This is a genomic window from Hyunsoonleella jejuensis, assembly GCF_900111025.1.
In the GTDB taxonomy this organism is placed as follows: Bacteria; Bacteroidota; Bacteroidia; order Flavobacteriales; family Flavobacteriaceae; genus Jejuia; species Jejuia jejuensis.
Genome location: NZ_FOFN01000003.1, coordinates 240677 through 262694, shown reverse-complemented (window position 1 = coordinate 262694; position 22018 = coordinate 240677). Strand labels below are relative to the sequence as shown.

The following is a 22018-nucleotide window of genomic DNA, read 5'->3' as shown; positions in this document are numbered from 1 at the left end:
TGCTTTAGAAACCATAATTTTCAATGACCCCAATAAACTCGATGTATGATTGATTTTTAAATTTCAATCTGATATCACCAAATTATCAAACCTATTAGTATTGTATGAGCTTCCTAATAAAACATATCCTGACCGACTTTCATCGCTCAACTTTGTAATGAATTCTCCATCCAAGTAGGCCCGAATATCTTTACCTATAAACTGAAGTTTTATGTTGTGCCAAATCTCTCCATCAAAATCATCGATGCGCCCTTCTGCAAGCGTTTTTTTATCAAAAACAATTTTCCAACGCCCACTTTTTTCAAGAATAAAACGATAGCCTTTCAAATAACTTCCCTTAACCCTACCTCCTAGCTCAACATTGCCTCCTTCGATAAAAGCATCAACACTACAGGTAAAATCCTTCCAGTTTATATCTCCAATCAAAGTATTAGGCTTAATGTTTGAACGTCGGTAAACGCGCATCCAGTCGTAACCTTGTTCGGGGTTTATTTGCTTTAAACAGTTTGTTCCGTCCTCTCTTTTGGAAATTTCGAAACTACCTGTTTGGTCCGAATGATATTTTGGTAAATCCCCTACTTCTCTATCCTCATAGTCTTCTTTATATGGAAATGGAAAAGTAGTTTCCTCAGGTATTTCATATTGCCCTTTTTGCTGACCGGTAGTAGTTGTTAATGAGTAAATACATTTAGGATCAAGTTCAATGGTAAACATTCTTTTTTTTGGATGAATACTTTCCTGCTGCACAAACTGATTATTTTCATCGGACTTCCAGACATGCACTATTTTATTGGCAAGACCTTTGCGAATATTTACCTCCATTTTCTCAGGTTCCTCAGTACAGATAATCATACTCCAATTTGAACTATTTTTTTCTTTTAGCGTAACACAGCTACCTTTGTAAGTAGTAGCATCAAAAAGTCCGCATCCACCATCTAAATACTGCCAGTTATGGGGGTTGGCAAATTGAGTAGTATGCGCCGTAGCCCAAATGGTTGGCCACACTTCGTAGTAACCACTCCATGGGCTATTCGCTTTCATGGCGCCTGCTTTATCCCAGGTAACTGATTCGTAAATGGAGCCAATAGGGGCCCAGATTAAGGTTTTAGTAATTTTATCACGTATATAAAATTTGTTGTACAAACGAGCCAAATTTAATGCGCCTGCACCACCCCAATCTTTTCCTGTCCAGCTCCAGTCTTCACTCGCCCAAAGTGGGGTACCTGATGCTTTTGCTTTTTTAGTAGTTGGGCGTCCCCGACCGTCTACCATGTTTTCATTAAACTCACGTCCGGTTACATAATGGTAACCAACTGCCTCGATTACCTCCTCAAACCCGAGATCTTTTTCCAGTTCTTCAAATATTTGCCAATCGCCACTATTATCATCAGGCCCCTGAATCTTAACATTTTTATACCCTTTGGCATCAAGGGTAGGTCTCATATTATTTACTAGCCAATCACGATTGGTACCGTTTTCATTTTCTGCGGCGGCCACCCAATCAATATCCAAACCCCATTGTTTTTTTGCCACATCTAGGAAAGCAACAAAATAATCGGCAGACTCTTGGGTGTAAATATTTGGTTTAAGCCACCCTGGAAAACTCCAAGGCAAATATTCTAAAATGATATTTGGATTTCTTTTTCTGGCTTCTTTCATAAACCAAAACTCATAGCCTCGAGATACTGGATTTTTTAACTCACTCTTGGTAATGGCATGTGAAGGTTCTGAGCCACATGTTGAATTTTCACCGCCTCCCATTTCTACTTTAAGATGTTGAAAACCTGCTCCGAACTTGGGTTTGAACAAATAATCCAGAATTTGGCTTTGAAATGGATTTTCATAATCATATAATAAATCGGTTGAAGCACCTGCACTAACCGCACCTATTCCCTCAAATATCCTACCAGTATCTTTACCATCAATTTCAATCCTTGTGACGCCATCATCGGACCTCTTGAATACATGAGGCTGAAAAGGTTCTATTGGGTTGGTAAGTTCTCCCATTTCAAACCAAGAAGGTTCGCTATGGGCCACCCCTCTATTATTCCCCCAAACAGTAACTTTCCAATAAACCTTTTGTTTTGGCTGAAGAGGTTCCCCTAAATACTCAATCTTTTTGGATTGGGAAGAACTTGTAGGCCCTGAATCCCAAAGGTCTGGATATTTTAATCTTTCAATAGAGGTAGCCATCATTATACGGTAACCCCCTTGTTGTGGACTCTGCTCGTTCCCTATATAAGTCCAACTAAATTGTGGATTGTTAATTAAAATATTTGAAGGATTTATTTGCCCTTCGCATTTTAAATTATGCACTTGAAGTGATTGACCATACACAAAGTGACCGCCAATTATTAATAATACAATTGAACCTAGTCTTAATAACGGTTCCATTTTCCTTAAACGTTTACAATTAAAAATCATTTGACAACTTTTATTAAACCCATAAGCGAATTGAGCCCAATAGGTATCTAACCAGATTCCTAAAAGACCTACTTTCTCTTTTTTAGTGTTCTTTGATTTCATAGCGCCTTTATCTTTTACTCTTTATTGCCATTCTATTACCAGTTTGTTCTACTTATTTTAAAATTTCAACCTGTTGTTTATGCTTTACTACTTCAACGTTTTTACTTTGGAAACCACAATTTTCACCGGCCCCAATAAACCGGATGGTAACAATTTTGAATCCTTATGCCAATGTTTAAAAGCAGGAAGTGTTTCACGCTCGGTTGGACGCTCAGTATTGTTTAAAAGCCACTCTGGCCATTGTGATATTTGCGGACCTTTCCGTTTATAATCTAGAGGTAATTGTTCATCGCCAATTAGTCTATTTGGCCAAAGATTGGTTATTTTTACCTCAAGTGTATTGGTGCCTTTTACAACAGCTTCATCAATATTAATTCTAAAGGGAGACTTCCATAAAATTCCTAAATTTTTTCCATTAAGAATGACTTCAGCAATTACCTTAACATTACTTAAATCTAATTCTAAAGAATAACATGATTTAATGAGTTTTGCAGGGATCTGAAACTCTTTTTTATAGCTGGCTGTCCCTGAAAAATAACGAATATCTTCTTCTGAAACATCTGACCAAGACGTTAAATTATTGAAGGTTTTTTCTAAAACGGCTCTATCTTTTAAAGGAAAACTCACGTTCCAATTTCCTGTCAATTCAATAAGATCTGGCACTGATTTTACTTTTAACGTTTTGGTTTTTCCGTTTGAAGATTCATAGATCATTTCACCAGCAAAGGGCGTAACCAAATTCACTTTATCATCTTCAAATACTAATTTTGGTTCTGATGTAGTTTGGGTCAATTTTAATATACCACCATTGGAAACCGTAACAATTTTCTCCTCATTATTGGTAACATAAACTGTGCGTAAGGCTTTCTTTGTCTTGATCTCTTTTCCTTCAAGGAAACTATCATTTACTGGTATTTCATAGACTCCTGAAGCCACCATTGATTTTACTTTTTCCGTTACATCAAAAACTGGTTTGTTTGGTGGGATGCCATCAACACCTCTTGCAAATTTACCAAAGACAGCATTCAAGATTTCTAGTTTACCGCTTCCAGGAGCGTCAATTTCTAACCATTCTTTTTCCATGGCGTTTTTTTCGAAAACCGCTGCTCCTATTTTATATTGAATGCGTAATTCCTTTTTGTACCCAGGCGCTGGATCACCTTTAGAAAGTTCTCTTGTCGCGTGTATATTTAATCCATTATTTTGAATCCTGTTTGCAACTACTTCTGTTACATCAACCAAACCATCCGGTAAAAATGTGCCATATTCTGCTTTAATAATTTTCAAGTTTGAAAGAGGCGTTATAAATGGTTTTTTCATTTTCATTTCAGCATTTACAATATGTTGATTTGAAATAATCGGATTTCTAAAAACGACAAATACAGAACCTTCTGGATCAAACGAAATTGACACTGTTGTAGTACCATCATCATTTTCCTGCCATATGGTGGCCTTAGTTATTTCTCCGGTTTCTGCATTCCAAAGCTCTGGTTGTTTTCCTGCTACTCGAAAACGACAGGCTAACTCTCGACGTTCTTTCTTGGAGTTTACTACAAAATAAATGTCTGTATCTTCTGTTTTTCTGTGAATAAAATCTACCGATTCATGACGTCCTCCTTCAATTGAAAAGTCAGGAGGCAAAGTTCCATTCTTCAATACATCAACAATTGAATGCATTTTTATGAGTCCTTTATCCCATAATCTATCTGCCATTTGCTCGACGCTTTCATCAAATTCAGAATACTTTTTAAGACTTGGAGATTTGTTAGGTTTTGAGCCAATAACTAAAGCTCCATTTTCAGCCAGTTCTTGAATTTTAGCAAGCGTTTCTGGTGTCATCCATTCGTTTGAAGGTAACACCAATGCTTGATACTTTTCACCAACTGATGTACACACTAAACCATCCTTTACCGTTAATGAATTTATTTTGTTTGACCCTATTACGTCATAATCATATCCTAAGGCTTTTATTTCTGGCATTAAAAGGGCGTCATTGGGAGATGCTTCTCCTGTAAACACCAATACATCAGCTACTGAGGTCCCTTGTTGTAATAAAAACTGACCTCTACTGATATAATCTAAAAATGGCTTACCTTGATTCCACCAGGTATTTAAACGGTTAAAGTCGGTGCCAAAAACCTGTAACGTCAACCCAGGACCTACGTCCCAAGGTTGATGTACATAACTATGAAAAACAAAACGATTGATCCCTTGCGCCCATGCCAAATCGCCCATAGCTTTGAGTAAACCAGGATGCTGATCCCAACCACCCATTCCTGTAAAAGACTCCGCCTCAGCAATCGGGTTTCCATTTAATTTGGCAATAGAAGCCACAAATTTAGGGGAGTCAAAAAAAGCAAGACTTCCGCTCCAAAACTCAGACATTACCATATCTGCGGTTTCTCCAATTTGCATATTATCAAAAGGTCCCCAATATGGTTCTATAGAAAGTAGCATGTTGTTTTTATGACTGAGTTCAGCAAAACGCCCGTAATAATTTTCAGCAATTAAATCCCCTATGGTACGACGGAAATCCCAAAGAAACCGCTCGGTTTCTTCGCCACTTTCTACATAATATCCCGCCAATGTTGGCAAATATGAACGACAATCATAAGAACGAAGTGTTTTGAATGCTTCAGCGAAATTGGAAGTCCAATTTGTAGTACCCACTTCATAACTATCAATATGACATCTTTTTACAGTAGTACCAATTAGCGTGTCTAACTTTTTTAGTATGGGCTTTATGCTACCATCCCAAAACACATCAACCGCTTGTTTATTCATTTTATCACATTCTAAACCACGACCACCATCACTTGGAAAACGATTCATTTCACCTGTTGGTGTATGTCCAATTCTTAAAATAACCCAATCTCCTGCAGGTGCATCCCATTCTAAAAAACCATCATTGTTCAACTTCGATGTTAAATCAATAATATCGCGTTTTTTAACTACTGCCAAATCAGAAATAGGTTTATCATCAGGGTTTAAATGACTACGAACTTTATGAGAAAGGGTTTTTATTTCTAATTCATCAATACGCACATTACTCTTGGGTTTTGGAAAAGCTAGTATAGCAATGTCCTTATAGAATCCCAATTTGGTTTCAGGTTGTTCTAACTTATCATTAAATTTTGTAGCACCCTGGTGTATCGTTTCTTTATAAACCAGTTCTTGCATAGCGTATTCTGGCGTAATTGAAGGCCCTCCAGATGACGACCAACCAGCCCCATTATGAAAACCCAGGTCGAGCTCCAAGCGTTGTGCTTCCAATCCAGCATAGTTAAAAAGTTCTAACCACTCTGGACTTAAATAAGGCGCCACACCTTCAGGATTTGCCAAACTCACATTAAAAAGAATAGCCCCTTGAATGCCTACATTTTTCATGGCTTCTAAATCGGCAGTTATACCCTTTTTTGTAACATTTCCGTTGATCCAAAACCAAATAGTTTGTGGTTTTGCTGATGCAGGTGGATTATGGAAATTTTGTTCTAATGACGAGTTTTGAGCCTGTAAGGTTGACACAAACAAACTAAGCATTAACACCACAAAAATGGTTTTGCCTGATAAGCTTATGATTTTGTTATTGAGCATTTGACTACGATTCATATTGTAAAATTATTTTATTTATTGTTTTTAGTTGATAGCCATACTTTACCGAAAATCCCAGAGGACATAATTCCGTTATTTGGCATTTTCTCAAGGGTGTTTGCTAGTACCCATGTATCTCTTTCGTCTTGAGGTTTTTTATTTTGCCATAACATTTGGTTCATCCAATTATTTGTAACTTCAATTTCAAGTGTGTTTGTACCTGAGATAGCAGTATTTTTAATTGAAATGCGATAAGGAGTTGTCCAAAGTGTTCCAAGTTCTTTGCCGTTGAGTTTGACGGTTGCTATGGTACCGATGTTTTCAAAATTTAAACCGATTGATTCTTTTGCTTCCTCCTCATTTAATTCAAAAGACGTTTTATAAGTGGCGGTTCCAGAGAAATATTTAATCTTTTCATCAGAAGAAGTGGTCCAATCAAATAAAGGTTGTTCTTTTAGAATGAAATCGGTTTCTAACCATTTGTTTTTAAATTGAATGTCCCATAATCCACTTATTTGTTTCAAAGGTTTTTCTACTTTGAAGTTTTGTGCTACAGAAAGATTTTTCTTTACTCCATGACCTTGCTCTCTAAAAACAATAAAGTAGCTTTCATTTACATTCAACTGCAACGGAACAATGGTACGCTCTCCTTCATTACTATAAGTAGGTAGTTTTCGAGATGTAGCATCAAGCGCAGACCAAAGTTCTGGACTTTTTCCAGCAATTCTAAACGAAGCATCAAAAGTCACTTGGGTATCTCCTTGATTGGTTATAAAATAAATATCGGCACCGTTTAGTTTGCGATGTACCCATTTTACATTTAGCGTATCAGGGAATATCAAATCTTCATAGACTTCATGTTTATTTAAAATCTCATTGATATTTCCGTTGGCATACACATGTCCTTTGCCCAATTTATGATGAAAAAAGTCTTTAGCATTTGGTAGCGTGTCACCCCATAATTCCTTGACCAATTGTGCTACCTCAATATCACAATTAGGATAATTTTGTAGGCTTGGAGACTTTTCGGGGGGCATTCCTATTAAAGTTGCACCTTGTTCAACCAAATCTTTAAGTTTTCCCAACACCTCAGGGCGCATAGTATTCCAAGGCGGTAATACCAATGCGCCATAGTTGGCACCACTTTGTAAAACAAGCCTTCCGTTTTCTACTTTAGTTTGTTCTGTAATGATTTCTGCATTAATAAAATCATATTCATAGCCAGCAGATAGATTTTGATCTACCCATCCTCTCATTTTAGGAGATTCTTCACCAATGAAAAAGCAAACATCGGCCACATGCTTACCTTGTTGCAATAGAAAATAGTTTCTACGCTGGTAAGTAATCCACTCTTTACTCTGCGCAAACCAAGTGTTGTTTCTATTAAATTCCGTTCCAAACCATGCATTCATACCTGGAAATTTATCTTCATAAGGCTGATGAATATATACATGTAGAATACCTTGATTCACGCCTTGTGTATAACTCCAATCTCCTGATTTCTTTAACCTAACAGGGCTTACCGAAAAAGGGACTTCACGCGAAGTATAAGACTCTGCATAGACTCGGTTTTTACCATAAATATGACTCGCAGATGCGGCAAGTTTAGATTCGGGTCCTTGACGATGAATCCAGAATTCTCCTCCAATTTCGTCTGCACGACCACCATATTTTAAAAATTCTGAAGGAAAGCCAAAATGCCCATAGTTTTCAAGCCACATAGACACACCATTTTCTTCACAAATTTCTCTCAATCCACCCACATACTCATCGGCAACCTTATCTGCTATTAATCGGCGTATATCCCACAAAAAACGATCCGATTCTTCTGCTGAATTCACTATGTTTCCTGTTAGTGTTGCCAGCCAAGGTATAGGGTCATAGCCATAGGCTTCTTCAAATGACTCTTTCATATCATCTGTCCAGTTTTGTGGTCCTGTTTCGTAACTATCTGCAATAACACGTTTTAAAGATTTACGCTCTTCAGGAGTCATGGATTTTATCATTTTCCCCATGTAAGCATCAAAGTGAGAACGCAATGCTTTTTTACTTAATTTATCCACTTCAAGGCCACGAGCATCAGGGGTTGCAGGTCGGTTAGTTTGCCCTGTAGGTGTCATTCCTATGCGCAGTATTTTCCATTGCCCTGCAGGTGCATTATCCCATTTTAGCACATTACCCTCAAAATGTTCGGCTAAGTTTATAATTTTATCCGTGTTTAATACGTCTTGTTGCTCACTGTATTCCGGTATTTTCCATTGAAACACATCCCATCCAGGAACCCCTTTATTGGCCATTTTATTGAGCCATTTTTCATTCCCATGTTCAATTTTATAATCTTCAGAAATATGTATTCCTGTTAATTCAAAATTAGCAGGCACTTTGTCCATTACAATTCTAAATTTTTGGGCTTCAATATGATCCAATGCCATAATCATATCTGCATCGGGTATAGGACCACGTCCAGGCAAACTAAAAGCACGGTCAAAAAGCCTTTTCTTTACGGATTTGAATTTTCCATCTTCAAAGACTTGCACTTCAATATGCGATGTAAAGTGCATTTTTGTTGGGCTAACCGTTAGACTTCTTGCTGTGATAGGCCTATCAAATGAAACCTCTAAGATTAAAGGTTCTTGTCCATTATTACTGAAAGTGGTTACTGTGGATTTATTTTGATCTAGCAAGTTTTTCAATGCTGAAGCTTTACAGTTTAGAGCCTTGATTTTAGGTGTGGCCGATTGCTTTTGATGAATTGGGTACCCTAAAACCGATACGTCCTGAAAGAATTCTTTTGGCTTTTCTAGTGCTATCTCAATACTTTTATCGCCAGAAACAACGGTTTCAGAATACGTCAAGTAGCGCATAGCCTGTTCTTCTTTTACCCATGGGCCACCAGACTGACTCCACCCCGGTGAGTTGAAAAAACTAATATTCATCCCTAATCTCGTACCCTCACTTATCGCATGACGCATACAATCCCACCATTTATCGCTTAGCGAAGGCGTGTTCCCCATTGGTGTATCATAACTTAATCCATGAGGATTTGTTGAGGGAGGCATGTAAAATATATCCCCAATAAAAACCTCGCCAATACCAACAGCATTCATGGCTTCTAAATCTTTTGTTATCCCTTCTTTGGATATATGACCACTTAAAAAATACCAATATATTCCTGGTTTTGTTGAATCAGGTGGGTTGACAAACCCTTCTTTTAAATTGGCATATTCTTCAGGAGTTATAGATGCCACTTCTCCTTTTTTACAAGAAGAAATTGTCAATACAAATAACATTAGAATTGGAATATATCGTTTCATAATCAAGATAAATTAATTAGTTTCTGTTGTTAAGATTTGTACGGGACCAATTAATCCAGAAGGCAAAAGCCGTGTTGCTTTGGTAAACTTTCTGATATTGGTTTTAGTAAATTGCTCTTCTTCTTGTAAAAAAGCATCTCCGATTAATCGATTTGGCCAGAGATTTACTACTTCAATTTCTAAAGTGTTGCCTTTTGCCTTTACATGGGATGTTATGTTTATTCTGTATGGTTTTGACCAAGTTATTCCTAAATCAACACCATTTAATTTAACCCGAGCTAATTCATGTACTTTTCCTAAATCTAGGTAAAGTTGTTGATTTTCATTTAAAGTGACCATGTCGAATGTTTTGCGATATGTAGCACTACCAGAGTAATATTTAATACCTGAGTTTTCGTGTTTGGTCCAATCTATTAAATTTGGAAAAACTACGGATTCTGGTCCTCCCCAATTTTTATCAAAACTCAAATTCCATGAACCTTCTATTCTCTGAATTATTTTAAATATTGGCCAGTTTGAAACTGAATTCTGTATTGATATCGGCTCTTTAAAAACAACAAAATAAGAACTAGAGGGGCCAAATTCCATAGGAATAATCGTTTGTCCGTTTTCTACTTTAAAATTGGTTAAATGTCTTGTCTCGCCTGTAACGGGGTTCCAAAGTTCTGGTTGTTTGTTACTCACTCTAAAACTACAAGATACTTTTTCAACCGGTTGCCATTTACTAGCAACATAATAGATGTCGGTATCTTCAGTTTTGCGGTGGATAAAATCGATAACCCCAGCATCACTTAAACCTGTACATTCAAAATCTGGAAGGATGTTTTTGCTTTGTAAGACGTCTCGGATGGATTTATTCCAAACAAATTTGCCTTTACCAATGTGGTGTTCACCTTTTTCGATATTACCCCAAATGCGCTTAATCAAATTTTGGTACTCATTAAAATCGTCTGTATTACCCAACATTGAGGTTTCAATTTTACCCACAACGGTTGCACCTTGCTCTACAAGGTTCACTATTTTTTTCAATGCTTTTAGCGATACAGGTGTTTTTTCGTCAATAACCAAAACCCTATAGTTCATGCCATCAGGCAACACAAGTTTGTCTTTTTTGAATTCTAGTCTATGCAACAAAACATCTTCGTTGCACTTATCATAATCGTAACCTTCTCCTAAACTTTCGGGTGGATTTTTCATACCATCTTTCCATTCAAATGCATCAGCACCTGATCGTAAACCGTGTCCGTTATAAAACAGCACATCGGCAACAAACAAACCCTGTTGTAGCATATAAGAGCAACGAGAAAGATAATCAACAAAAGGCATTGATTGGTTCCACCACGTATTGGTTCTGTCAAAATGAGTACCTGCACTATGTGTTAAACCAGGCATAACGTTAACCGAAGGACGATGCGAAAATGTATGAAAGCAAATCCAGTTAAGACCATCACAAAATGCCTGATCTGCAGCTGCTTTCATTTGAAAAGGAGCAACCTCCCAATTCGGGCCAACAGACGTAAACGATTCTGCAAAAACCTTTTTGATGCCATAAGTATGTGCAGCCGTTGCTGCTTCTCGCACCAAAAATCGACCGCTCGGTTTTTCTCTGTGAGGCGATGGCATCCAAAACTCTCCCATCGCAACATCGCATTTGCTTACACATTTTTTTAAATCGGCTTGGTATTGGTGTGGCCCTGCAGCTTCAGCATAAGATTCTAATTTGTGTTCGTGCGCAACTTCTTGCTGTCTTCCATAATGATTTTCAGAAATTAAATCGCTAATGGTTAGTCTAAAATCATTTAAAAAATGTTCAGTTGTTTCGTCAGATTCAATATTAACTCCGACTAAAGCAGGCAAGTATTTTATAATATCATATCCTCTACGATTTTTAAATTCTTTTGAAAAATGTTTCGTCCAATTAGGATCACCTGCTTCCCAGCTATCGCATTCCACATATTTAAAAGCTTTTCTTTCTTCGGGACTCATTTCTTTTAGTAAAGTACCCACGGTTTTTTGCCAATGCAAATCGAAAGCTTCTTTACTTAAATGGTCGATATAAAAAACACCACCTAAATTACGTCCAGTTGGGCGGTAACCGAAACGAATTATACGCCAATGTCCTTTGGGTACATTCCAGTTTAAATGGCCTTTTTCATCAAGCTTGTCGGTTATGTTTATGATTTCATTTATCGAGGGTGTTTTTTTATCAGGTAAAGCCAAAATTGCAATCTCGTTGTAAAAAGCATTTTGTGCGTCTTTTACCGTTTGATTTTCTCGTTGTCTTTTTGTTTGAACGGGAAGTTTAGGTTTTGGAAATTCTTGGTTAATCAAATTTCCTCCTTCAACCGATAGTTCACCCCAAACCAGCTCTTGTTGTCCATAATTTGGAGTTACCCAAGGCGCAGCACACCCTGCTGGACCTATAAAAACGCCAAAGTCTAGTTCTAATCTTCCTGCTTCAAGAGATGCAAAACGCACCATATCTCGCCATGGTTTTGACCACATTTCCATTTTATCATTGGGCTGTCTCAAGCTTCCGCCTTTATATTCATCTGTAATTTCATATCTAATTTCCGTGGTGTCAATAATGGTTTTCTTTTTCCATTTATGCGGACCGAAAGGGCCAACGCCGCCATCTAATACCATACAACCAGATAAGCCTTTGGCTTTCATTTCTTCCAAATCGCGCGTAATGGCTTCTTTACTGGTTGGCGTTTGAAGCCACCACCACCATGCTTGTGGTCTTACCTCATGTGGTGGGTTTTTGAAGTTTTCTTTAAGAGATTGTTTTGCTGAATTACTAGACTTTGATGCTATTTGGCATGATGATATAAATAACATTAATGCACAATAAATACTTGTTGTATAAAGACTAAAATATTTTGTTCTAATCATAACTTTTAAATCACCTGTAAATAATCATACTCTATTCTGAGAAACTTACTCTTATAGTTTGTTTCATATGGTTAATATCTACTTTAAAAAAGTATGTTATTTATCATTATAATCTAACCTAAAATCTAACCACGATGCCTTATTTACTTTATTCCCAGTAATAGGTAGTTGTAATATTGTACCCTTTGAGCTAAGGTTTAACATAACTTTTAACTTCTTTTTATTAGGTTTACTATTGAGTTGTTCCCACGGGATTTTTAGCTCAAAAGTTTCTCCAACCAATCTTGTAACTGTCGTAATATCTCCTCCACCATTTATATAACTGAACTGTAATGCCGTTGCGTCGGTCATATATTTTGAATCTAGCTGACTGTTTTCAAATGCAATAGCATCATTGGTTTTTCCATTGACTTTTACAGATAGTTTTTCATTTTCAAACGTAACATCAATAACATCATCATTAAAAAGTATTTGTTGTGTATATGTCTTTTCAGCACCATATCTGATCCCAGACATAGCCGTTTTTTCTTCACTAAAAATAACACCCGCTATATGCAACGCTTCCTTATTCCATAAAAAATAATTAATTCCTGAAAGTCTTAAATCATAAGCTGTAGGACCTTCTAACCGCTGTTCAGAAGTTAAATACACCGGTTGTGCATGTATATACTGGGAAACAAAACGGTCCTCCATATCATCTAGCCATTCATCTAACTTTCCATCCACTTTAATAGGTATGGTCTTTTTAATAGTGGTTACCTCAGGACTTAATTCCTTATAAGCTATGGGGACGTTAATATTAGAAAGTAGCTGTCTTAAAAATTCTTTTGAAGCATTACTAGATTTTTCATTAATAATTATTGTTGACATAATAATTTCACCTTTTCCATATGGTATTGAAATCATTACAGGTCCCGCTTCTTTAATTCGCCATAATCCCATGTCACTTTCAAAACCTTGCAATAATACTTTGGCATTTTTTGGCATGCCTTTAAAATAACCATCTGTTATGGTCGACTTAAAATTCCCTGAAGAAATGCCTTCCAGTAAAGGATGATTATTGATTTTCGTGGCTGTATAACTCACATCTTCCTTAGCAGGAATAACTTCTATGCCACTAAAATCCTTTATCACTTTAGTTGAAAATGCTAGTACGGTACCACCTTTTTCAGCCCATTTCTTAATATTTTCCTGATTAGCCCCCTCAAAAGCAAACATGTATTTGGTGTCTTGATGACCCATCAAGTTTTGATTGTTAGCACCTGTTATTCTAGATATCATTTCAGGAGAAATGGAACCTTCGATAACGACTTCTCCATCAAGTTGTTTTGCCTCTTTGTTTGCTAAGTAGCTGAGTGTATTATCAAATAAGCGTTTAGCTTGAGGGTTTTTTAAATTTTCAATCACATGAAGTTGGCATGCTATTAATGTTCCTTTACCATAAAAAATTTCAGCTAAACTCATTTGTGTATTTTTTGCTGATGCTGCTAGTGGCCTCCAATTACCAGACTCATATTTATCTATGCTACTTGGGCGAACATAAGCATCGTCCGCCACACGCCCATCAAAAGTATTCCACATATGTAGGGAAGTATTATTAATACCATCAAAAATTGGGTGAGTTGGAGCTAGAATAGTGGCAAATTTAGCATAGCGCAAGTCTTTATTTAACCCTTCCCAACCCATGGCAGCGTAAGAATGCAGATGTACTAGATTTGCCGACCAAAACTGAAATTTTACAGGAAACCATGTGGGCACTTGCTCTTGTTTTAAACATAATATATTACCGCCTTCTTGTAAATAGATTAGAATATCGTCTTTTAATGCTTCAAGTGCTCTATTATTGGCATGCTCAGGGATTACCCAAAGTACATTTTCGTTAGGTTTGGGTATTAAATTATCTCCTGAAGCATTATATCCTGCCGCTAAAAGTTTATTTACCAATTCGGCATCATCAAAAACGCGAATAGATTGCGTTGACTTAGTCATTTTTTGTTGTATGGGATGCATTGAAATGGTATCGGCAGATATAATTTTTTCGTTCTTTTTTATTAATGCTATAATACTTGTAGTCGTTTTTGGAGCTGTAGTTTTAATATTTAATTTTCTTTGCTCTCCTGGAGCCATGACTATAAGCTGTTTTGAAGCTTCTTGCCCCTCCCATTTCCATTGAATCTCAAATTGATCTTTTGTTTCACTATCATTGCAAATAACCAATTCGCGCTGAAATGGCTGGTGGGCATCATAATATTTTTCACGAGGCCAAAAGAATGTCGTTACGGGCTGTAAAGCATGTCTCAGTTTTATTATTACATCGTCTGAACGCTTTTCTTTATTCAATTTGTCTGGTGCTGTAAACGCATAACCTTCGGTTGAATGTGGCCGTTGTTTTAAACCAAGAATTGAAATTCTAAATGGCATAAACCCTGAAATATCAAAATAGCGCATTTCTAAAATATTACGCTCATAAGTTGCAGCTTCTTCTACGTACCTTTCGTGTTCTGAGGAGATTTCTGGCGCACTTGGCAAACGTTGGTCTGCACGTGCACCCACCCAAAACTCGCCTGTAATTAAGGGCCTGGTGTCCTTCGTTTTCCAGTCGTGCATGATGCGGGCATAATGGTCTTGCATATGCAAAGACACCATATCTTGATTGGGGCTAAACCATCCTGCTCCTGACAAATTTATTGGTCTTGTATCATCATATTTGGTAACAAATTCAGGTAATTTAGAAATCCAAGACAAGTGTAAATCAAAATCAAAACGTAACATTTCATTTTCTATATCCCAAATAACAACCGAAGGACAATTTCTGTCACGGTTTACCCAGGCTTCATACTCACGTTCAAGATTGTTTAATAGAACATCGCCTCCTCTGGCATATAATTGTCCGTTAACCGACCAAACAGCTGATTGATTTACAATTAAAATACCAGCTTCATCAGCTCCTAAAAAAATATCTGGATGCGGCATAAAAGCATGGACTCTGCAAGCGTTGGATTGAAATAATTTCTTATGCATATTAAATACCTCTCGATGAAAATCGACACCCTGACGAAACAAATGGTAGTGCGACTCGCCTCTTAATTTAGTTGGTACACCATTTAACATAAAGGTTTTACCATCAATCCAAAACTCACGAAAACCAAACCGGGTTTCAACAACATCTGTACCCGATTCGCTTTTTAAAGTGGTTCGTAAAACATACAAATTGGGATGGTCTGGACTCCAAAGCTCAGGATTATCCCATTTTGTTTTTATTGAGTTTACCCCATTTTTAATACTGTTGTAATTTGCGTCAGGGATTTTTAAATCTACTTTTTCACCATTTGGCCACTTTAATATGTCAAAAGTGAGTTTTAGTTTTGATGCATCAAGATTTCGATTTAGTTCAAATTCAACTTCAATTTCGTTTAAGCGTGTAGACGTTTTTACAAAAACATTATCGATATGCTGTGGATTTCGCACTTCTAAAATAGGCACATCATCTATTCCGCCTGGGTGTTTAAACCTATTTTCATTCGCCTGCATGTAATTAGGCCCTACTTGGGTAATTAAACGATCACCATCAACGGCTCCACTTTTATCATAAACAAAAATGGCAATTAGATTATCGCCGTCTTTTAACTCATTTGTTACATCAAATTCAAATGGTGTGTACGCGCCAATATGTGAACCTATCTTTTTCCCGTTTACATACACGCTACTTATTAAATCTACCCGACTAAGCATTAAAAAATAACGCTCTTCGTTTGATTTTTTTAAGTTATATTTTGAACAATACCATGCAGAATGGTATTGTCTTTCTTTTTCAAAAGTATGAGGAATTGAAACTAGTTCAGGAGCAGTTTTTCCTTGATTGTTTTGATTTTTAAAAAAATGCCATGGCGCATTTAGAAATGCTTGTTTTCTAGCATTTTTATCTGTTTGATTAAATCCTGAAGCGTGCCGTTTCGTAAAATCTAGTTGATGCGTTGGTAGTTCATTATCTAAATAATCCAACCATTCTACATCTGGTTTCCCCACCAAAAGCTCGATATACTTCTCTGCATTTTGGGCATTTATTTGTTTTGATAGACCTAAGGCAACCACTAATATCAAATAAAAGGACCTTTTCATTGTTTTTCTTTTAATTATATTTATACTCCACAGACTCAATAACCACTGGCCCTAACAATCCTGATTTTTGCAATGGAGATTCAGGTGTGATTTTATCGATAACTATCCAAGTGTACTTTTCGTCTTCTGCACGTGATTTATCTCTTATCAATTGATTTAGCCATAAATTCACCACTTCAATTTCTAGTTTATTTTCTACATAATCTCTTCAAGTCAAAAGTCACTTTAAAGAGCTTTAAATTCAATAATTTGAATAGGCCTATTAGGGTAAGTTTCTTCAATTACGAGTTTTACTTTCCGTGTGACGACCATGCTATCTAGTTCCCAAGCGTTGTCTGTATTAGCAGATTGTTTTGGCATATAACTCACCCATCCACCATCAATCCAACATTCAAGTTTAAATTTCTTTATTGATTTTTGATTTTCCTTTAAAAAAATAGAATTGACACTTCTATTTGTACCAAAATCCAACATCAAATAACTATCTTCCAAGCTGTTCTTTGGACTCCAAAAATCATTTACTTTGTTATTTAATACATTTAAAGCAGGACATCCTTTTTTTTGTGAAGAGGCACTAGCATAAACGTCATACAATCGTAATTGCAATTGAGCATCAAATAGGGATTGTGGATATACTTGTGTACCATGCAACTCATCCAACCCTACGTTTTTAAAAGAAATATCCTCTCCAGGAGAAGTAAAGCCTACAAACTTTGGTTTTGCATAGGTGTGTAATCGGCGCTTATTGATACTCCAAAAATCAAATTCATGTATTGCATAATTAGAGGAATGAACAAAATTCCAAAAAACAAGATCTGGTCCACTATTTGGATATACTTTTTCTGAGCCACCATTTCCTCTAAAACAACCTCCCTGAATATTATCAAACAAATTACCATAAGGAGTTTCGCTATGACAATCTACAGATTGATGTTTTTGCATTTTCACGTTAGTGTAAACACAACCTGTAGATGACCTTTGAAATGCGGGTCCATGTGCCTGCCCTCCTGCATCATTGAAACCTACTGGTACATTATCCTTGCAATTTCCAAAAAGCACACCTGTAGAAGCCGCTGCCATATAAGATGCATGCCCTTGCTTACCAGAAACTTGTATGTCTTTTACCGTAACCGAAAAACTTTCAGAAATTTGTATGCAGTCATTCCAATCTCGAAATTTTACATTTTTAATCCAACTATTATATACATTTTTATAACGGACTGCACGCCAAGCATAATCAACAATGTTATTTGCGTGATGAACAAAATCTTCAGGATAATCTTTCCATGCACTAGTAAATAGAATATCCTGTACGCCAACTTCTTCTATTGGCTCAAAAGTTTTAATACTAGCATAGTCTCCATTTAATGGCACGTTATAGTTCACTGGGTTTTTAAAGTAAATGGTATTCCCTTTCACTTTTGTGACCAAATGTTTTTCCATTACCATAATACCGTTTTTATTAATGGATGGCCACTTAGAGCTGTATTCTAGTCCAGGTAAGTTTAACTCCAAATTCTCAACACCTTGATGTGCTAATTCCACTAACTGACCTGCAACAATAGCGGTACTGTTGTCAACTTCCACAGTCTTGTCACCTCGTTGAATACTACTTGTAATGGATGCTATTTTAGTTGAAGAACGTTTCCAAGGTTCAAACAAAAATTGCCATGGGGTGTTCCACCTTAGAGCTACATCTCCGTGTTTATCTGCAAAAATTTCTGTTCCATCTGTCCCTGATCCTGCACCTTTCAACACAATAAAACTTTTGTTCACCTCAATAGGTTTGCCTTTATTCTTCTCGCTACCTACTTTGTATCTTCCCGATGGAAAATACACTACGGTAGGTACTCCACTAGCTTCTGCAGCATCAATGGCTGATTGAATTCCAACTTCATCATAAGTATCATCGTTAGGTGTAGCTCCATAATCAATTACTGAAATGGTATTCCACGTTGATAAATCTGGAATTGGTTTTTCAGAAAAGTGATACCCAGCATACGAATAATCTAACAATACACTATTTCTCATCTTTCCACTTTCTCTGTTAGTACAGAAATCGACCCAAGAAGGTGCTTCTTGAGCAGAAAGGTTGCTAAAATAAAGAAATGAAAAAACAAATAAATTAAATTTAATAACTAATGACTTCATACAAAACTGTTTATAATTCTACTCTTATAAATTATCTAGATTCTTCAATGAATCAAAAAACACTTTATCACTATTTTAGTAACGATTTTTTTGAAAAAATTAACTTTACTGGCCCAACAAGACCTGCAGGTATCAATTCACTATCTTTTGTATAAAAGTTGAATGTCGTAAACGTACTACGTTGTTTAAGTGGAGCCGGTTCATTGTTTATAAACCAATCGGGCATCTTCTTTGATTTATCGGCATGATATCCTGTTGCATCAGGAAAATGCTCATCTCCAATCAAGCGGTTTGTCCACTGATTGGTTACCTCAATTTTTAAGGTATTTTCACCTAATTGAATTGCTGAACTAATATCAATAACATATGGTTTCATCCACACCATACCTATGTCTTTGCCATTTACAAAAACACGTGCTGCTATATTCACTTCACCTAAATCTAGCCTACATTTTATACCTTCTACAAGCATTTTTTTATGAATCGTAAATGTAGTTTCATAATTAGCTGTTCCCGAGTAATGCTTGATCTCTTCCCCTGCATGATGCGTCCAATCCATTAAGGAATCAAAAACTACTTTTCTCCCACCAGATTTTGTATCTGGAAACTCAACATTCCAAGCATTTTTTAATAGGACGTTACCAGGAAGATTTTTAATAGCCAAAGATTTTTTTGTACCATCAGACAATTCTAATTTAAGCGTTTCGGTTTGATTGCTTTCTACCTGAATAACATTATCAGTATTCAAAGTAAAGCGCAGGTTTTTGTTGTTTAAAGCGTTTTTAGGATCAACAGATTTAACACCCTTTGACGATTCACGAAACACAATAAAACCTGAACCCTCTGCAGGAAAGCTTATCGCTACTTGTGTTTGACCATTTTTATGCTCAAAAGCACCTAATTTAGTCGTTTCACCAGTCATTTGATTCCATAATTCAGGAATTTTTCCGTCTACATTAAATGTGCAGTCAAAAGTTTTTTCTTTATCTGTTGGGTTGTAAAAGAAGTAGATATCTTCAGTCTTCGTTTTTCGATGAATGTATTCAATCTCCTCTCCGTTACTAATCTTTAAGTCTACTGGAACGTTGTTATTAGCAAACAATTCATCCCAGTCAGCTTTTTCATAAGTTGTTGGCTTGCCCCATACCAAATCTACTAAGCGATCAAACTCGTTTTTATCTATATCTGAATTATTATAACCTCCAATAGTTTCGGGTTTTGCCCCTACAATTAAAATACTCTCTTGAGCTAATTCAGCAATTTTTTTCAAAGTTGACAAGCGCATTTCCTTTGTATTGGTCAAGTGCAATCCATGATACTGTATACCATTTGGTAGATTCAATGTTTTATCCTTTACTGAAATGCGATTGATCAAAGCATCAGCATTGATACAATCGAAGTTGGTCTGGTTTTTTATTTTTAAATTACGACGATGAACAATTGAGTTAGGGGAGCCATCGCCTACAAAAACCAATAAATTCGAAACTGGAATACCTTGACGCAATATGTATTGCCCGCGTGCTAAATACTCAAACCATGCTTTACCTGCATTGTACCACCAGGTTTGTGTGCGGTCGATATGTGATCCCCATTGATACATAGTAAGACCGGGCATTACGTGTGTATTGGGTTGATGCGTAAAACGATGAAAGAAAAATTCGTTTATTCCCAATGTCCAAGCTTTATCTCCAGTTAACTTTAATGTTCCAGGATGCCCTTTCCAATTAATGTTAGGTTGTGCAGAAAAAGATTCTGCAGAGACAATATTTTTACCATAAATACGAGCACCAGATACAGCTGTTTCAGCTTGATAACGTTGATGCATCCAAAACTCTCCCATAGGAATATCAACTTTTTTGGTAGCATCAAGTTCGTTAAACCCTGAATTGAAACTGTAAGGCTCTACATAACTTATAAGACCATCCTCATGACAAAGTTCGGTGAAATAATCAAAATAATTATCAGTCATTAATTTGCTATTGAAATTACGAACATCCCATAAAATACGCTCTGTGGTGTCGGCATTGTCAATATACCTACCGGCATAAAGCGGCAAATACTCGATAATATCATAACCCAATTCCTCTTTGAAAAAAGACTGATAATCCTTTGTCCAGTTTTGCCCACCTACTTCATAGCTATCAATCTCAATATACTGAAGGGCATTGGGTGCTACTTTTTTAGATGCATCAATAACGTTACGCACATAACCTTCATAGAATATTTTAAAAGATTCTCGACTCATTTTATCTACTTCCCAACCACGTCCTTCTTCAGAAGCTGGCCCGTTTACGGCACCCGTAATAGTGTATCCAAAACGCATAATTGTCCAATCTCCTTTTGGTAATTCTGTTTGCAACGAACCGTTTTCATCCATGAAAGCGCTTAAATTAATAATATCCTCTTTACGAATAGTAGCATCTTTTTTAGCTCCTTTTATTGATGGAATTCGATGGTTTTCTAATTTAAATAAAGAAGTACGAGCCAAAATATTATCGAACTTCTTTACTGCACTTAAGCTTATTTCTGAAATATCTAAACTTACAGGCACCTCTATTCTAAAGTATTTTGCTTGTATATTGTTTAAAATCATGTCTACACCATGCTCTATTTTCCCCATACGTAGAGGTTTCAACTCGGCAGCTTTTGTATAATTAATTCCATCATCAGACACTTTTAGTACCAATCTCATTTCTCTAGAGACTCTTGTATGAAAATTAAGGTATATTGAGTTTGCTCTGAATGGTTTATTATACTGAAATTCAACCCATTCTACTCCTTCTTTTTCAACTTTCAATGTAGTTTTTTCTTCAATTTTACCATCATTAATAATACTTAGATTTAATTTCTTATCTGATGATTTAACAATAGGTTGATTGTTCTCATCTGCTAATTCAGAAACCAAGGAAGGATAAGCAATTACGGCAACATCTTGATAAAAATCGGCAACGCTAGAAGGTGTTTCCAAATTCACTTTTACCTTTCCTCCTTTTACTATTTGTTGACTAAAAGTAAGCTGTTTCATAGAATGCTCTGGAGTAACCCATGGACCTCCGCTCGATGTCCAACCATCACAATTGTGAATTCCAAAAGTGAGCCCTAACCTCTCGCACTCTTTTGCTGCATGCGCAGTCATTTCAATGTGTTCATGTGAGTTAAATATCACCTTTCCTTTTTTAGGTTTTCCTGTAGTTACATTAAATAAAATGATTCCACCAATACCAGCATCTGCCATGGCTTCCAAATCTTTTGTAAAACCTTCTTTCGACATATTACTCGACATTGAATGCATCCAAGTTCTTGGACGCGCTTCGGGAGGGGGATTCTTAAAATTATTTTCTAATTCGACATTTGACTTTTGTTGCTTGCATGATAATACAACCATTAATATCGTAAAAATGTATCTTAATTTTATATTCATA

Annotated in this window: 8 protein-coding genes; all 8 read right to left on the bottom strand. The window is 36.4% G+C overall.

The genetic code is table 11. The annotated features are described in order from the left end of the window. Positions 1-63: 63 nt before the first annotated feature. Positions 64-2526 carry a glycoside hydrolase family 78 protein gene (locus BMY39_RS11095; RefSeq protein WP_092579620.1) on the bottom strand — a complete coding sequence of 821 codons (2463 nt, stop codon included), beginning with the start codon at positions 2524-2526 and terminating at the stop codon, positions 64-66. An 87-nt stretch (positions 2527-2613) separates the two neighbouring features. Then, on the bottom strand, positions 2614-6135 hold the full coding sequence (locus BMY39_RS11090; RefSeq protein ID WP_092579618.1) for a glycosyl hydrolase: 3522 nt from the start codon (positions 6133-6135) through the stop codon (positions 2614-2616). 14 nt (positions 6136-6149) lie between these two features. Then, positions 6150-9431: a glycosyl hydrolase gene (locus BMY39_RS11085; protein ID WP_092579616.1), complete on the bottom strand. Its 3282-nt coding sequence runs from the start codon at positions 9429-9431 to the stop codon at positions 6150-6152. A 12-nt stretch (positions 9432-9443) separates the two neighbouring features. Continuing rightward, positions 9444-12326, bottom strand: coding sequence for a glycosyl hydrolase (locus BMY39_RS11080; protein ID WP_092579614.1), 2883 nt, complete (start codon positions 12324-12326; stop codon positions 9444-9446). A 96-nt stretch (positions 12327-12422) separates the two neighbouring features. Next, complete coding sequence (locus BMY39_RS11075; RefSeq protein WP_092579612.1) at positions 12423-16445, bottom strand: glycoside hydrolase family 2 protein; 4023 nt, start codon at positions 16443-16445, stop codon at positions 12423-12425. Positions 16446-16455: 10 nt separating this feature from the next. Beyond that, positions 16456-16617 (bottom strand): hypothetical protein, encoded by a 162-nt coding sequence (locus BMY39_RS15100; RefSeq protein ID WP_177176591.1) that lies wholly within the window; start codon positions 16615-16617, stop codon positions 16456-16458. A gap of 53 nt (positions 16618-16670) precedes the next feature. Further along, a complete protein-coding gene (locus BMY39_RS11070) occupies positions 16671-18596 on the bottom strand; it encodes a DUF4955 domain-containing protein (protein ID WP_092579610.1) in 1926 nt (641 codons plus the stop codon). 70 nt (positions 18597-18666) lie between these two features. Continuing rightward, positions 18667-22017 carry a glycosyl hydrolase gene (locus BMY39_RS11065; protein ID WP_092579608.1) on the bottom strand — a complete coding sequence of 1117 codons (3351 nt, stop codon included), beginning with the start codon at positions 22015-22017 and terminating at the stop codon, positions 18667-18669. Position 22018 lies beyond the last annotated feature (1 nt).

Coding starts and splice junctions, on each gene's coding strand:
- BMY39_RS11090 (WP_092579618.1), bottom strand. CDS start 6,135: ATGAATCGTAGTCAAATGCTCAATAACAAAATCATAAGCTTATCAGGC.
- BMY39_RS11080 (WP_092579614.1), bottom strand. CDS start 12,326: ATGATTAGAACAAAATATTTTAGTCTTTATACAACAAGTATTTATTGT.
- BMY39_RS11065 (WP_092579608.1), bottom strand. CDS start 22,017: ATGAATATAAAATTAAGATACATTTTTACGATATTAATGGTTGTATTA.
- BMY39_RS11095 (WP_092579620.1), bottom strand. CDS start 2,526: ATGAAATCAAAGAACACTAAAAAAGAGAAAGTAGGTCTTTTAGGAATC.
- BMY39_RS11070 (WP_092579610.1), bottom strand. CDS start 18,596: ATGAAGTCATTAGTTATTAAATTTAATTTATTTGTTTTTTCATTTCTT.
- BMY39_RS11075 (WP_092579612.1), bottom strand. CDS start 16,445: ATGAAAAGGTCCTTTTATTTGATATTAGTGGTTGCCTTAGGTCTATCA.
- BMY39_RS11085 (WP_092579616.1), bottom strand. CDS start 9,431: ATGAAACGATATATTCCAATTCTAATGTTATTTGTATTGACAATTTCT.